This window comes from Mycobacteriales bacterium (assembly GCA_036497565.1).
Taxonomy (GTDB): domain Bacteria; phylum Actinomycetota; class Actinomycetes; order Mycobacteriales; family QHCD01; genus DASXJE01.
Map to the genome: position 1 here is coordinate 1 of DASXJE010000097.1, position 14606 is coordinate 14606.

Sequence of the window (14606 nt, forward strand, 5' to 3'; positions counted from 1 at the left end):
CCCCGACACATGCGCGTGCTCGAGGATCGACTGACGGAGTCGCAGACGCGCATCGCCGCGCTCAGCGATCGCAACGACCGCCTCGCCGACACACTGCGCGAGGCGCGCGACCAGATGGTTGCCCTCAAGGAGGAGATCGACCGGCTCGCGCAGCCGCCCTCGGGATACGGCTACTACCTCGCGACCCACGAGGACGGCACCGTCGACGTCTTCACCGGCGGCCGCAAGCTGCGGGTCTCGGTGTCACCCGCCCTCGAGGGCGAGGTCCTCAAGCGTGGCCAGGAGGTCATGCTCAACGAGGCGATGAACGTCGTCGAGGCGCTGCACTTCGAGCGCCAGGGCGACGTCGTGATGCTCAAGGAGATCCTCGAGGGCGGCGACCGTGCCCTCGTCATCGGGCACACCGACGAAGAGCGCATCGTCCACATCGCCCACACCCTTTCTGACCAGAAGCTGCGGGCCGGCGACTCGTTGTTGCTCGAGCCGCGGTCGGGCTACATCTACGAGCGGATCCCCAAGAGCGAGGTCGAAGAGCTCATCCTCGAGGAGGTTCCCGACCTCGACTACAGCGACATCGGCGGGTTGAGCAGGCAGATCGAGCAGATCCGCGACGCCGTGGAACTACCGTTCCTGCACGCCGACCTGTTCCGTGAGCACGAACTGCGGCCGCCCAAGGGCGTGCTGCTCTACGGTCCGCCCGGATGTGGAAAGACGCTGATCGCCAAGGCCGTCGCGAATTCGCTCGCGAAGCAGGTCGCGGAGGTCCGCGGCGACGACGAGCGGGGCCGGTCCTTCTTCCTCAACATCAAGGGCCCCGAGTTGCTCAACAAGTACGTCGGCGAGACGGAGCGTCATATCCGCCTGGTCTTCCAACGCGCCCGGGAGAAGGCCGGCGAAGGCACTCCGGTCATCGTCTTCTTCGACGAGATGGACTCGGTCTTCCGCACCCGTGGGTCGGGCGTCTCCTCCGACGTCGAAAACACGATCGTGCCGCAGTTGCTGTCGGAGATCGACGGTGTCGAAGGACTCGAGAACGTCATCGTCATCGGCGCCTCCAACCGGGAAGACATGATAGACCCGGCGATTCTGCGACCGGGCCGGCTCGACGTGAAAATCAAAATCGAGCGGCCGGATGCCGAAGCGGCGCGGGACATCTTCACCAAGTACGTCACCAGTGGACTGCCGATCCACCCGGACGACATCGCCGAGCATTCCGGCAACCGCGCGGCGACCATCGACGCCATGATCCAGCGCGTCGTGGAGCGGATGTACACCGAGACCGAGGAGAACCGTTTCCTCGAGGTCACCTACGCCAACGGTGACAAGGAGGTCCTCTACTTCAAGGACTTCAACTCGGGCGCGATGATCGAGAACATCGTGGACCGCGCGAAGAAGATGGCCATCAAGGATTTCCTCGAGTCCGGGCAGAAGGGCATCCGCCTCAACCACCTGCTCACCGCGTGCGTCGACGAATTCAAGGAGAACGAGGACCTGCCCAACACGACCAACCCCGACGACTGGGCGCGGATCTCGGGCAAGAAGGGCGAGCGGATCGTCTACATCCGCACCTTGGTCTCCGGCAAGGGCAGCGAAGCGGGTCGATCCATCGACACGCTCAACAACACGGGCCAATATCTCTGACATCGCCGTGGACGAGGGCTACGGGGTCTATCTCGGCTGCGACATCGCGGTCGAGGGCGACCCGGCACTGATCGACGAGATGCGCTGGCACCTGGGACTCGCCGACGTCGCGCCCGCCCGGCCGACCTTCTCCGCCGCGGGCGAATCGTCGTCGGTGCCGGTCACGTCCCTCGCCGAGGCCACACCGGTGGCTTCGATCCGTCCGCACGCCGAGCCACACGAAGCCGGTACGACCACCGCTTGCCGTTGGGCGTTGCACTGGCGCGCGGAGTTCCCTGCCGAGGCGTTGTCGGCCGTGACCGCGCTGGTCTCGTGGCTCGCCGGCCATTGCGTCACCCAGGGGTGGATCGGGTTCATCGACGACGGTCTCGCCGACCGTCCGGTGGCCCGGGCGCCGAGCATTTATTTCTTCGTCCAGGACAGGCGACTCTACGGCGGACCGCCTGGTACGGCCCCGCTTCCGATGGAATCCGGTTACCCGCCGTACCTGCTCCCTATCGGTGAGGCGTCATGATCCGCACCGGTGCACCTAGGCTGTACTCATGAGCGATACGACGGCGGAGCCGGAACAGGAGCCGGACAGATGAGCGTGTGTCGGGTGATGGGCACCGAGGTGGAGTACGGCATATCGGTGCCGGGACAGTCCGGTGCCAACCCGATGCTGCTCTCCTCGCAGGTGGTCAACGCCTATGCCGCCCGGATGGATCCGGCCCGGGCGCGGACGCGGTGGGACTTCGAGGAGGAGTCGCCGCTGCGTGACGCCCGCGGTTTCGACCTGTCCTCGATGGTCGGGCCGGAGAGCACCGAAACCGAGGACGATGCGGCCCTGGCCAACGTCATTCTCACCAACGGTGCGCGGCTCTACGTCGACCATGCCCATCCGGAGTACTCCGCGCCGGAAGTGACGACACCGCGTGACGCCGTGTTGTGGGACAAGGCCGGTGAGCAGGTGATGGCCGAGGCGGCGCGCCGGGTGGCGGCCGTGCCGGGTCAGCCGCTCATCCATCTTTACAAGAACAACACCGACAACAAGGGCGCGTCCTACGGGTCGCACGAGAACTATCTGATGGCCCGGTCGACGCCGTTCGCCGACATCGTGCGCAACCTGACGCCGTTCTTCGTCTCCCGTCAGGTCGTCTGCGGACAGGGCCGGGTCGGCATCGGCCAGGACGGATCCGGGCACGGCTTCCAGATCTCCCAGCGCGCCGACTTCTTCGAGGTGGAGGTCGGGCTGGAGACGACGCTGAAGCGCCCGATCATCAACACCCGCGACGAGCCGCACGCCGATCCCGAGCGCTACCGGCGGCTGCACATCATCATCGGCGACGCCAACCTCTCCGAGGTGGCGACGTATCTCAAGCTCGGCACGACCGCGTTGGTGCTCGCGATGATCGAGGACGGGTTCCTCTCGGTCGACCTGACCGTCGAGGAACCGGTAGCCGGGCTGCGTGCGGTCTCCCACGATCCGACTCTGCGACACCTGCTCACCCTGCGGGACGGTCGCAAGATGACCGCCGTGCAACTGCAGATGGAGTATCTCGAGCAGTCGCGCAAATACGTTGAGGACCGCTTCGGCACCGATGCCGACGCGCAGACCCGCGACGTACTCGATCGGTGGGAGTCCGTGCTGACCCGGCTCGAGGAGGACCCGATGCGTTGCGCGGGGGAGCTCGACTGGGTCGCCAAGCTGCGCCTGCTGGAGGGCTACCGGGAGCGGGACGGGCTGGACTGGGGATCACCGCGGCTGCAACTGGTGGACCTGCAGTACACCGACGTACGACCCGAGCGTGGGCTCTACCACCGACTGGTGGCCCGGGGGTCGATGCAGACACTGCTCACCGCCGACGAGATCGACCGCGCCATGGTCACCCCGCCCGACGAGACCCGGGCGTTCTTCCGGGGTGAGTGCCTGCGCCGGTACCCGGGCGAGGTCGCGGCCGCGTCGTGGGATTCGGTGATCTTCGACGTGGGACAGGAGTCGCTCGTGCGGGTACCCATGCTGGAACCGCTGCGGGGCACCAAGGCACATGTCGGCGCCCTGCTCGACCGGTGTGGCGACGCCGCCACCCTGGTCGCGGAGCTCACCAGGGGACGCTGAGTAACACGCTGCGACCATCGGGCCACGGCCCGGGTGGTGTCGCGGTCAGGTCCGACATTCGTCGGCGCCGCGAGGTAACTTGACGTCGGTGCCCCGATCGGGGTGGCGGAGGGAGCACAGATGGCGAAGCAGGAGAAGGGCGGACAGGCCCGCGGGACCCGTCGCGACGAGGAGACCGCGGAAACCGAAGCGCCACCGGCCGCCGACGCGCCGGCCACCGACGCCGCAGCGCGGCAGGAAAAGCTGACCGAGGACGTCGACTCGATGCTGGACGAGATCGACGACGTCCTGGAGGAGAACGCCGAAGAGTTCGTGCGGGCCTATGTGCAAAAGGGCGGTCAATAGGCGGACAATGTCCGGAAACCGTCCGACCGCCGGTTCGGTCCGTTCTGGGCCGGCGGCCCGATAGGGTGAGCCAACGCCTACGCCTATGCAGGGAGCACCGTGGTCGGAGCGCAGGATCCGGGGGGACGGCTGCCCGGACATTTCACCGCCGTCGGCTCATCCTCGTTCGTCGACTTCCTGAGCGCCGCGGCGCCCGACCTGCTGCCCGGGCGGCGCCCGCTTCCACCCGGTGTCATGAGTGACGCCGGCGCGCACGCCACCACGATCATCGCGCTCACGTTCGAGCACGGCGTCATCATGGCGGGAGACCGTCGCGCGACCATGGGCAACCTGATCGCGCAGCGTGACATAGAGAAGGTGTTTCCGGCCGACGGCTACAGCGCGGTCGGCATCGCCGGCACGGCAAGCCTCGGCATCGAGATGACCCGGCTCTTCCAGGTCGAGCTCGAGCACTACGAGAAGATCGAAGGCACCCCGCTGACCCTCGAGGGCAAGGCCAACCGGCTTGCCGCGATGATCCGGGGCAACCTCGGCGCGGCGATGCAGGGACTTGCCGTGGTGCCGATCTTCGCCGGATTCGACATCGACACCGGTGACACGGCGTCGGCGGGCCGGATCTTCTCCTTCGACGTCACCGGCGGCCCGTACGAGGAGCAGGGTTACGCCGGGATCGGATCCGGGTCGGTGTTCGCCAAGAGCGCACTGAAGAAGCGGTGGTCCGCCGGTCTCGGCCGCGCGGACGCCGTACGCCTTGCCGTCGAGTCGCTGTACGACGCGGCCGACGACGACTCCGCGACCGGTGGTCCGGACATGACCCGCGGGATCTTCCCCGTCGTCGTCGTCGTCACTGCTGACGGCGCCGTCCGGCTCGACGACGACGACGTACGCCCGGTCGCCGAGGCGGTCGTCGCCGAACGCCTGGTCAACCCCGGCGGCTGAGCCGGTCAGCTCCGACCCAGCGAGGGAGTCGCTTCGATGACAATGCCGTTCTACGCCTCCGCCGAGCAGATCATGCGGGACCGCTCGGAGTACGCCCGCAAGGGGATCGCCCGCGGGCGTGGCGTCGTGGCGTTGACCTATGCCGACGGCGTGCTGTTCGTCGCCGAGAACCCCTCCAACGTGCTGCACAAGGTCGGCGAGATCTACGACCGGATCGGTTTCGCCGCGGCCGGGCGCTACCCCGAATACGAGAACCTGCGGGTCGCCGGCGTCCGCTACGCCGACCTGCGTGGCTACTCCAACAGCCGCCGCGACGTGAGCGGCCGGGCCGTGGCCAACGCCTACGCCCAGACGCTGGGGTCGATCTTCACCGAGCAGCAGAAGCCGTTCGAGGTCGAGATCTGCGTCGCCGAGGTCGGCGACACGCCCGACGGCGACCAGCTCTACCGACTGACCTACGACGGGTCGATCGGCGACGAGCCCGACTTCGTCATCATGGGCGGGCAGGCCGAGGCGATCGGCACCCGGCTGCGCGGGAGCTACCGGCACGGGATGGCGCTCGGCGACGCGGTCGCCGCGGCCGTGCAGGCGCTCAGTGACGCCGGCGGGGACGGCCCGCGGCAGATGACCGGATCGCAGCTCGAGGTGGCCACGCTCGACCGCACCCGCGGCAAGCGCACCTTCCGCCGGGTCAGTGGCGCGGCGCTCGACCCGCTGCTGCCGGCCGGTGCAGACACGCCGTCGTCGACGCCATCATCGACGCCATCATCTGGGCCATCATCGGGGCCGTCCGACCCACCGGCCGACCCACCGCCGGGGCCGGCCCTCTGATCCGACACCCAGGCACTAATCTCGCCACACGTCACGTAACGCCTCGAGTCGTCCCGACGTCCGTCTAGGGTGGGAACGTGGATCGCCGCATCTTCGGGTTGGAGAACGAGTACGGCGTCACCTGTACTTTTCACGGCCAGCGCCGGCTGTCCCCGGACGAGGTCGCCCGCTACCTGTTCCGTCGGGTCGTGTCCTGGGGTCGAAGCAGCAACGTTTTCCTCCGCAACGGTGCGCGTCTCTACCTCGACGTCGGATCCCATCCGGAATACGCGACGCCGGAGTGCGATGACGTCGTCGATCTCGTCGTCCACGACAAGGCCGGCGAACGCATCCTCGAAGGACTGCTCGTCGACGCCGAGAAGAGGCTGCACGAGGAGGGCATCACCGGCGACATCTACCTGTTCAAAAACAACACCGACTCGGCCGGCAACTCCTACGGCTGTCACGAGAACTACCTGGTCAGCAGGCACGGCGACTTCGCCCGGCTGGCCGATGTACTCATCCCGTTCCTGGTCACCCGTCAGGTGATCTGCGGCGCCGGCAAGGTGCTGCAGACCCCGCGCGGGGCGGTCTTCTGCCTGAGCCAACGGGCGGAGCACATCTGGGAGGGCGTGTCGAGCGCGACCACCCGGTCCCGGCCGATCATCAACACCCGCGACGAGCCGCACGCGGACGCCGAACGCTTCCGGCGGCTGCACGTCATCGTCGGCGACTCGAACATGAACGAAGCGACCACGCTGCTGAAGGTCGGGGCGACCGACGTCGTGCTGCGGATGATCGAGGCGGGCGTGGTCATGCGCGACCTCAGCCTGGAGAATCCGATCCGCGCGATCCGTGAGGTGTCGCACGACATCACCGGACGCAAGCGGGTCCGGCTGGCCAACGGCCGCGAGGTGACCGCACTCGACGTACAGCGGGAGTTCCACACCAAGGCGGTCGACTTCGTCGAGCGGCACGGCGCCGAGCCCGCAGTGTTGCGCGCGGTCGACCTGTGGGGCCGGGCCCTGACGGCGATCGAGACCGGCGACCTGTCGATCATCGACCGGGAGATCGACTGGGCGACGAAGTACCAGGTCATCGAGCGTTACCGCAGCAAGCACGACCTGGCGCTGTCCTCGCCCCGGGTGGCCCAACTCGATCTCGCCTATCACGACATCCATCGCGGGCGCGGCCTCTACTACCTGCTGGAGCGCAAGGGCCTGGTCGACCGGGTCACCCGCGACATCGACATCTTCGAGGCGAAGAGCGTGCCGCCGCAGACCACGCGGGCCCGGTTGCGCGGCGAGTTCATCCGGCGGGCACAGGAACGTCGCCGGGACTTCACCGTCGATTGGGTGCACCTCAAGCTCAACGATCAGGCCCAGCGGACCGTGCTGTGCAAGGACCCGTTCCGCTTCGCCGACGAGCGCGTCGACAAGCTCATCGCCGGAATGTGACCGTCGGCACACCCTGCCGTCCCTCTTGAGTCGCTGCGGGTTCAGCTGCCCGACGGCGACCGTTTCAGGGGGCTCTCAGATTTCCCGGCTATGGTGAATCGCCCACCCGCACCCGGCCAAAGGTAGTTTTCGTGCGTCTCCGCCCGATCCACGTCGTCGCCGCGCTCGCGGTTCCCGCCGTACTCGCCGCCGGATGCGGATCGAGTTCCGGCTCGTCCGGTCAGTCGTCGTCGGCCGGATCCGGCGGGCTGGCCGGGGTCACCGTGACTCCCGGGGCCAAGCCCACGATCGACATCGCGAAGAAGCCGGTGTCCGTCGCCAAGACCACTACGAAGGTGCTCACCACCGGACACGGCGCGACGGTGAAGAAGGGCCAGAACGTCAGCGTCAACTACGTCGTCGTCGACGGGCGCGACGGCAAGACGGCCGACTCCACCTTCGGGCGCAAGCCGGTCACCCTGACCGCCGACCCCGCACAGGTGCTGCCGGGCATCGCGGCCGGCCTCGTCGATCAGAAGATCGGATCGCGGGTGCTGGTCGGCGTACCGCCGGCCCAGGCGTTCGGGGCGAAGGGCAACTCGCAGCTCGGGGTGAAGCCCAAGGACACGCTGCTGTTCCTGCTCGACATCAAGAGCGCGCGCACCCCGCTGACCAAGGCCGCCGGTACGCCGGTGACGCCGGCGAAGGGCCTTCCCGCGGTGCAGGTCGACAGCACCGGCAAGCCCACGATCACCGTTCCCAAGACGGCGGCACCGAAGAAGCTCGTCGTCCAGCAACTCGTCCGCGGCAAGGGCCCGAAGGTGAAGGCCGGGCAGACGCTGACCACGCAGTACACCGGCGTCATCTGGTCGACCGGCAAGAAGTTCGACTCGTCGTTCGACCACGGCAAGCCGGCCAACTTCGTCATCGGCGCGGGCCAGGTGATCCCGGGGTGGGACAAGGGTCTGGTCGGTCAGCCGGTCGGCAGCCGGGTGCTGCTGGTCGTGCCGCCCGCCGACGGCTACGGGAAGAACGGGCAGCCGCAGGCCGGCATCAAGGGCACCGACACGCTGGTCTTCGTCGTCGACATCCTCGACGCCGGCTGACCCTCGCAGCTCCCGCTGCTGGACAAAACCCACTACTAGTGGGTTTTGGGCGGCCCGTACGGCGTGTCGTGGACCACAATCCACTACTAGTGGGTTTTGTCCACGAGGTTGGGCAGCCGGGCCAGGAGATCACGATGGATGTCAGCACTCGCCGTGAGCTTGCCCGCCTCGCGCTGGCCGGCTACGTGAGTGGCCCGGCAGCGTCGACCCGGGCGACGGCCCGCGCCCTGACGAAGGTCGACAATGCCCTGGCCGTGGTGCTCGTCGAAGGCATCAGCGACCAGATCGCGCTGGAGACCGCCGCGCTGAGCCGCGGCCGGGACCTCGAGGCGGAGCGGGTCGTGATCGCGCCGATCGGCGGGGCGCACGCGATCGGCCGGTTCCTGACGAGGTTGGGACCCAGAGGCGCACGGGTGCGACTTGCCGGTCTGTGCGACCTGCACGAGGAGGAGATATTCCGGCGGGGCATGGTCGCGGCCCAGTTCGCCTCACCCCGCACGCGCGCCGACATGGAGCACCTCGGGTTCTACGTCTGCGTCGACGATCTGGAGGACGAGCTGATCCGCGCCGTGGGCGCCGCGGGCGTCGAAGCAATCTTCGACTCGCAGGGTGACCTCACGTCGTTCCGCTCGATGCAGGGCCAACCCGCCTGGCGCGGCCGCGGGCCCGAAGCGCAGATGCGCCGGTTCCTGGGGAGCGGCGCCGGCCGCAAGCTGCGCTACGCGCGGCTGCTCGTCGAAGAGGCAGTGGGCCGGGATGCCTTGCCTCGGCCACTCGACGCGCTCCTCGCCGCGGTGTGACCCCTCAGCCCCTGACCAAAACGCACTCGGAGTGCGTTATCGGCGTCCCGCACGGCGTGTCGTGGACCACAACGCACTAGGAGTGCGTTTTGGGCACCCCGCCGCGGGCCCCCAACGGTCAGTGCGGCGGGATGAGCGTCGCCGCGTGCCGCCCGGCGGCGGCCGCGGCGAGAAACGGCGTGGGGTCGTCGTCGAGTCCCCGGCCCATCGTGACGAGCTCCACCGGGCACCGCCGGAGGGCGTCGGCCAGACCGGCCACGTCGACCTCGACCAGCCGGTGCCGTCCACCTCCGGCCACTCCCAACGACGCGGCCTGCGCCCGCACCTGCGCACCGAACGGACCGTCGAGCCGGGGTACGACGACGTCCGCGGCCGTCAGCGCGACCCGGCCGTAGGCGGTCAGGCTGTGGTGCGACACGCCGCGGTGCCGCTCCCGGGGGTCGGTCGCCGAGACGCGCAGCGATGCCACCGGCGCGCCCCCGAGCGTCGCGGCGGCGTTGACCGCGTCGCCGGCGGCCACCCCTGAGAACCCCCAGCGGGTGTCGGTGCCGAGGTTGCCCGGTCCCTGCGCGACGACGGTGACGTCGGCGCGCAGCACGTGCCGGGCGGCCAGCAGGCCGCTGTGCAGACTCACCGCGTCGAGGTCGCCGCCGAAGGCCTGCCCGACGCTTACCGAGCCGACCAGCCAGCCGGCGGCCCGGAGCCCGGCGACGGTCCGGGAGAACCACGCCGGCAGCGCGGCGCCGTCGGTCATCACGTACGCCGCCCGCGCGGCCGGCCGATCGGCCCGCAGACCGGCCAGGATCCCCGGCAGGGCCGAATGCAGGTCGGCGACCACCACCGGCATCGCGTCGAGCGAGTCGGCGTCGCGCAGCGTCGCGTGGTGCGGCGAGTCGGGCTCGTCGACGCCGAGCACCGTCGCCTGCTGCGGCGTGTAGCGGGCTTTGACGATGTGCCCCGGCCCGGCGGGGTCGGCGGGGAGCCGGCCGGGCACCGCGACGACCAACGCGTAGCCGCCGGTGCCCAGGCCCTGGGCCAGCGCGGTGGTGTTGAGCAGCACCTCGTCGCCGGGCTCGGGCCGGCCGACCAGCGGCAGGTAGGCCAGCGCGAGGGCCGGGGCGGCCTCGCCCGCCACGTCGACGTCGAGCTCGACCAGGGCCGACCACTCGCGCCGTACGCCGGTGACCGTGCCTCGCCGCCACCGGATCACGGCACGGCAGCCTACCGGCGCGGGCGCGCTGCCGGCGGCCGGTGTCCGCTACGGTCGACGCATGTCCTCGCGTCGCGCGGAGCGGCTGGTCAACCTGGTCATCTGCCTGCTCTCCACGCGGCAGTACCTGCCCGCGACCCGGATCCGGCTGGCCGTTCCCGGCTACGACGCCGAGGACGGCGGCGGCCCGGACGCCGCCGCGCGGGCCGACGAGGCGTTCAAACGGATGTTCGAGCGGGACAAGGCCGAGTTGCGCGACCTCGGGATCCCGCTGGAGACCGGCCGCAACAGCGTCTTCGACACCGAGGACGGCTACCGGATCGCCCGCCGGCATTACGAACTGCCCGAGATCTCGCTGGAGCCCGACGAAGCGGCGGCGGTGGGGCTGGCCGCCCGGTTGTGGCAGTCCGCCGGCCTGGCCGACGCCGCGCACGGGGCGCTGCTCAAGCTGCGCGCGGCCGGCGTCGACGTCGACACGGCGTCGTCGGTCGGGGTCGAACCCCGGGTCGACGCCACCGAACCGGCGTTCGGGCCCTCCCTGGCGGCCGTGCGTGCCCGACAGGCCGTGACGTTTGACTATCGCGGCGCTTACGGCGGCCCGACGGAACGCCGCGAGGTCGAGCCGTGGGGAGTCGTGTCGTGGCACGGCCGTTGGTATCTCGTCGGCCATGACCGCGCGCGGGAGGCGGTCCGCTGCTTCCGGCTCTCGCGCGTGAGCGGCGAGGTGGCGACCGTCGGCAAGCCGGATGAGGTCGTCGTACCGGACGGCGTCGATCTCGTCGCCTACATCGCCGACGAGGCGCCGCAGGGCAGGCATGTCGCGCGGGTGCAGGTACGGCACGGGGCGGCCGCCGGGCTGCGCCGGTTCGCGCCGGTCGTCGAGAGCGACGGCGAGACCGACGTCCTCGAGGTCAGCTACATCGACGCGGAGCGGCTCGCCGACCGGGTAGCCGGTTACGGCGCCGCCGCCGTGGCCCTCGACCCGCCCGAGTTGCGTCGGGCGGTCGTCGACCGCCTGCGCGCCCTCACCGGCGACCCCACGTCCACCGACGACCCCACGTCCACCGACGCCCCGGCCGGCGCGGAGGCGAATCGGTGAGCGCCGCGACCGACCGACTCCCGCGGTTGCTCGCCCTGCTGCCCTATCTGCTGGCGCGGCCCGGGATCGCCGTCGCCGACGCGGCCCGCGACTTCGACGTCCCGGAGGCCCAGCTACGCCGCGACCTCGAGCTGCTCTGGGTCTGCGGGCTGCCCGGACACGGTCCGGGCGACCTGATCGACCTGTCCTTCGAGGGAGACACGGTCAGCGTCACCTACGACGCCGGGATCTCCCGCCCGCTGCGGCTGACCGCCGACGAGGCGCTGGCCCTCGTCGTCGCGCTGCGCACCCTCGCCGGTGTGGCGGGCCTGTCCGAGCGGGACGCGATCGAGCGCACCCTGGCCAAGGTCGAGACCGCGGCGGGGAGCGTCAGCGAGGCCACCCGTGGCGTCGCCGTACAGGTGGAGTCGAGCGAGCGGACGGTCGCCCTCGCCCAGCGGGCCCTCGACGAGGGCCGGGCCCTGCACCTGACCTACTACGTCGCCACCCGCGACGAGTCGACCGAGCGCGATGTCGACCCGATGCGGCTGCTCCTGGTCGAGGGCCGCAGCTATCTCGAGGCCTGGTGTCGGCGCGCCGACGGGGTCCGGCTCTTCCGGCTCGACCGCATCGACGACCTCAGGATCCTCGACGAGCCCGCGAAGCCGCCGCCGACCGCCGTACCCCGCGACCTCGCCGGCGGCCTCTTCCAGCCCTCGTCGGAACACACCCCGGTGACCCTGCGCCTGTCGGCCGCGGCCCGATGGGTGGCCGACTACTACCCGTGCGACGAGGTCCGCGAGCTGGGCGGGGGCGCGGTCGAGGTCACGCTGCGGGTCGCCGACACGACCTGGGTCCGCCAACTCGTCCTCGGGCTCGGTGTCGACGGCACCATCGTCCGGCCCGGCTGGCTCGCAGAGGAGATCCGGACCGAGGCACGGCGGGCCCTCGCCGCCTACGACGGTGACACGATAGTGACCGGGTAGTGACCGGTTGGTGACTGAAACACCCGATCGGTCCGACCCGGGACGTTCTGGGCTACCGTCACCCGCGTGGTCGTCCTCATCGCGTGGATCGTCGCCGTGGTCGTTGCGCTCTTCGTCCTCGGCGTGGTCGGCTACGGGCTGTTGGGCTCGATACGCCGGTTCCAGCGGGCGGCCGACACGGCCCGGCGGGACCTCGAACCCCGCCTCGCCCGATTGCGCACGTCGGGCGACGCCGGCCGGCACAGCGCCTAGGCGCAGGTGCGCGGCGGCGGGCTCAGAAGTCGCTGACGGGTAGCATGGTCGTTACGCTGGCCGGAGAGGTGTTGTCGCAATGCTCGGACTCGGACTCCCCGAACTGCTCATCATCGTCGCGGTGGTGTTGCTGCTCTTCGGCTACAAAAAGCTGCCCGACGCCACCCGCGCGGTCGGCCGGTCGCTGCGCATCTTCAAGGGTGAGATCAAGGGGATGACCGAGGACGACGTGTCGACCAAGGCGCCGGCCCAGACCGGCCGCGGCACCCTGGGAAGCAGCGATCAGGCCGCGCCGGAGCAGGCCGCAGGGAGCCAGCCGACCGCCGATACCCCCGCGCCACCGCCGGCCGCGGCCCCGTCCCCACCGCCCCAGTCATCCGACGTCCCGGCGCCACCGCCGGCCACCCCGACAGCCGCCGAGCCGGCGCCGCCACCTGCCGCCCCCGCGGCAGAGCCGCGGCCCGACGTCGAGCGCTGACCTGAGCCCCCGCCGACTACGGTGAGCACCCCTACCCTCCGCCGGTTGCGTCCGCGTCGCCGTCCGTCTCGTTCGCCCGACGGCACGATGACACTGATCGAGCACCTCTACGAACTGCGCAGACGGCTGTTCAAGGCCGCCATTTTCGTCGTCCTGGGCACGGTCGTCGGCTGGCTCTTCTACAACCACATCCTCGACGTGCTCAAGGAGCCCTACTGCTCCCTGCCGGCGAGCCACCGGATCCAGGCCGGCAACGGCAGCGACAAGTGCACGCTGCTGTTCTTCGGGCCGCTCGACGGCTTCCTGATCCGGCTCAAGGTCAGCGCGATCTCCGGCCTGATCCTCTCCTCGCCGTTCTGGCTCTACCAGCTGTGGGCGTTCATCACGCCCGGCCTGAAGAAGAGCGAGCGGCGGCTCACGGTCATCTTCGTCCTCTGCTCGACGGTGCTGTTCATCGGCGGCGCGGCGCTGGCCTTCCTGACGCTGTCGAAGGGCCTGCACCTGCTGATCGGGTCGGCCGGCGACGGCACGGCCGCGGCGCTGGCGGTGACCAACTACCTGTCGTTCGTGATGGCGATGCTGCTGATCTTCGGCATCTCCTTCGAGTTCCCGCTGCTCGTGGTGATGCTCAACCGCGTCGGCGTGCTCTCCTACGAACGACTGCGCAAGTGGCTGCGCGCCATCGTCTTCATGGTCTTCGTCTTCGCCGCGATCGCGACACCGAGCCAGGACCCGTTCACGATGTGCGCGCTCGCCGTGCCGATGTGTGTGCTGTTCGGCGTCGCCCTGCTGATCGCACGGAGCCACGACAAGCGCAAGCACGCGCTCGAGGCCGCGGCGGCGTTCCACGACGTGCCCGATGACCAGGCGTCCCCGCTCGACACCACGCCGACGCCCGTCGATGCGCCGGATTCGGTGGACGACGAGAGTCCGCACTGAGCACTCGGCTAGCGTGACCCGGTGACCGACGCCCTCGGCCTCGTCGTCAACCCCATCGCCGGCCGGGGTCGCGCCGGCCGGTTGACCGACCGCATGCACGCCGCGCTGACCGAGGGCGGCCGGCGGGTCCACATCGTCAGCGAGGCGGGACCCGAGGCCACCGCCGACGCCACCCGGGAGCTGCTCGCCTCGGGGGTCGAAGCCGTCGTCGGTCTCGGCGGGGACGGGCTGGCCCACCTGCTCCTGCAGATCGTCGCCGAGACCTCGGTCCCGCTCGGACTCATCCCGGCCGGCACCGGCAACGACCTCGCGGTCTCGCTGCAGATCCCGTCCGATCCGCTCGCCGCCGTGCGGGTGGTCCTGGCCGGGCACACCCGGCCGATCGACGCGGTCCGCACCGGCGACCGCTGGTGGGCGTCGGTGCTGTGCGCCGGTTTCGACTCGGCGATCAACGAACGGGTCAACCGCATGCGCTGGCCACGGGGCCC

At 70.1% G+C, this 14606-nt stretch carries 16 protein-coding genes; 15 read left to right on the top strand and 1 reads right to left on the bottom strand.

The window, feature by feature from the left end:
* Positions 1–9 precede the first annotated feature (9 nt).
* From arc to VGH85_08590, 9 genes are all read left to right on the top strand, one after another.
* Positions 10–1641, top strand: a complete 1632-nt coding sequence (gene arc / locus VGH85_08550) for a proteasome ATPase (GenBank protein ID HEY2173846.1) — start codon at positions 10–12, stop codon at positions 1639–1641.
* Positions 1642–1648: 7 nt separating this feature from the next.
* Complete coding sequence (locus VGH85_08555; protein ID HEY2173847.1) at positions 1649–2155, top strand: hypothetical protein; 507 nt, start codon at positions 1649–1651, stop codon at positions 2153–2155.
* Between the two features lie 75 nt (positions 2156–2230).
* Positions 2231–3739 (top strand): depupylase/deamidase Dop, encoded by a 1509-nt coding sequence (gene dop / locus VGH85_08560; protein ID HEY2173848.1) that lies wholly within the window; start codon positions 2231–2233, stop codon positions 3737–3739.
* Between the two features lie 120 nt (positions 3740–3859).
* Positions 3860–4084 carry a ubiquitin-like protein Pup gene (locus VGH85_08565; protein ID HEY2173849.1) on the top strand — a complete coding sequence of 75 codons (225 nt, stop codon included), beginning with the start codon at positions 3860–3862 and terminating at the stop codon, positions 4082–4084.
* Positions 4085–4183: 99 nt separating this feature from the next.
* Complete coding sequence (gene prcB, locus VGH85_08570; GenBank protein ID HEY2173850.1) at positions 4184–5023, top strand: proteasome subunit beta; 840 nt, start codon at positions 4184–4186, stop codon at positions 5021–5023.
* A gap of 36 nt (positions 5024–5059) precedes the next feature.
* Entirely contained in the window at positions 5060–5854 is a 795-nt protein-coding gene (gene prcA / locus VGH85_08575) for a proteasome subunit alpha (GenBank protein ID HEY2173851.1), read from the top strand.
* 77 nt (positions 5855–5931) lie between these two features.
* Entirely contained in the window at positions 5932–7290 is a 1359-nt protein-coding gene (gene pafA / locus VGH85_08580) for a Pup--protein ligase (GenBank protein ID HEY2173852.1), read from the top strand.
* Between the two features lie 131 nt (positions 7291–7421).
* The gene (locus VGH85_08585; protein ID HEY2173853.1) at positions 7422–8375 is read left to right on the top strand and encodes an FKBP-type peptidyl-prolyl cis-trans isomerase; all 954 of its coding nucleotides are present in this window, start codon (positions 7422–7424) and stop codon (positions 8373–8375) included.
* A 134-nt stretch (positions 8376–8509) separates the two neighbouring features.
* Positions 8510–9175 (top strand): TOPRIM nucleotidyl transferase/hydrolase domain-containing protein, encoded by a 666-nt coding sequence (locus VGH85_08590; protein ID HEY2173854.1) that lies wholly within the window; start codon positions 8510–8512, stop codon positions 9173–9175.
* Between the two features lie 118 nt (positions 9176–9293).
* Here VGH85_08590 and VGH85_08595 read toward each other — a convergent pair whose 3' ends face one another.
* Positions 9294–10385, bottom strand: a complete 1092-nt coding sequence (locus VGH85_08595; GenBank protein HEY2173855.1) for a DUF3866 family protein — start codon at positions 10383–10385, stop codon at positions 9294–9296.
* Between the two features lie 61 nt (positions 10386–10446).
* Between VGH85_08595 and VGH85_08600 the strand changes: the two genes are divergently transcribed.
* The 6 genes from VGH85_08600 to VGH85_08625 all read left to right on the top strand — a co-directional run.
* On the top strand, positions 10447–11484 hold the full coding sequence (locus VGH85_08600; GenBank protein ID HEY2173856.1) for a WYL domain-containing protein: 1038 nt from the start codon (positions 10447–10449) through the stop codon (positions 11482–11484).
* The gene (locus VGH85_08605) at positions 11481–12449 is read left to right on the top strand and encodes a WYL domain-containing protein (GenBank protein ID HEY2173857.1); all 969 of its coding nucleotides are present in this window, start codon (positions 11481–11483) and stop codon (positions 12447–12449) included. The genes VGH85_08600 and VGH85_08605 overlap by 4 nt, the downstream gene beginning before the upstream one ends.
* 66 nt (positions 12450–12515) lie before the next feature.
* Positions 12516–12701: a hypothetical protein gene (locus VGH85_08610; GenBank protein HEY2173858.1), complete on the top strand. Its 186-nt coding sequence runs from the start codon at positions 12516–12518 to the stop codon at positions 12699–12701.
* A 79-nt stretch (positions 12702–12780) separates the two neighbouring features.
* Positions 12781–13179: a Sec-independent protein translocase subunit TatA gene (gene tatA, locus VGH85_08615; GenBank protein ID HEY2173859.1), complete on the top strand. Its 399-nt coding sequence runs from the start codon at positions 12781–12783 to the stop codon at positions 13177–13179.
* An 87-nt stretch (positions 13180–13266) separates the two neighbouring features.
* On the top strand, positions 13267–14118 hold the full coding sequence (tatC, locus tag VGH85_08620; GenBank protein HEY2173860.1) for a twin-arginine translocase subunit TatC: 852 nt from the start codon (positions 13267–13269) through the stop codon (positions 14116–14118).
* A gap of 21 nt (positions 14119–14139) precedes the next feature.
* On the top strand, positions 14140–14606 hold a 467-nt coding region (locus tag VGH85_08625; GenBank protein ID HEY2173861.1), incomplete at its 3' end, for a diacylglycerol kinase family protein.

Coding starts and splice junctions, on each gene's coding strand:
- prcA (HEY2173851.1), top strand. CDS start 5,060: ATGACAATGCCGTTCTACGCCTCCGCCGAGCAGATCATGCGGGACCGC.
- VGH85_08590 (HEY2173854.1), top strand. CDS start 8,510: ATGGATGTCAGCACTCGCCGTGAGCTTGCCCGCCTCGCGCTGGCCGGC.
- VGH85_08565 (HEY2173849.1), top strand. CDS start 3,860: ATGGCGAAGCAGGAGAAGGGCGGACAGGCCCGCGGGACCCGTCGCGAC.
- arc (HEY2173846.1), top strand. CDS start 10: ATGCGCGTGCTCGAGGATCGACTGACGGAGTCGCAGACGCGCATCGCC.
- VGH85_08600 (HEY2173856.1), top strand. CDS start 10,447: ATGTCCTCGCGTCGCGCGGAGCGGCTGGTCAACCTGGTCATCTGCCTG.
- tatA (HEY2173859.1), top strand. CDS start 12,781: ATGCTCGGACTCGGACTCCCCGAACTGCTCATCATCGTCGCGGTGGTG.
- tatC (HEY2173860.1), top strand. CDS start 13,267: ATGACACTGATCGAGCACCTCTACGAACTGCGCAGACGGCTGTTCAAG.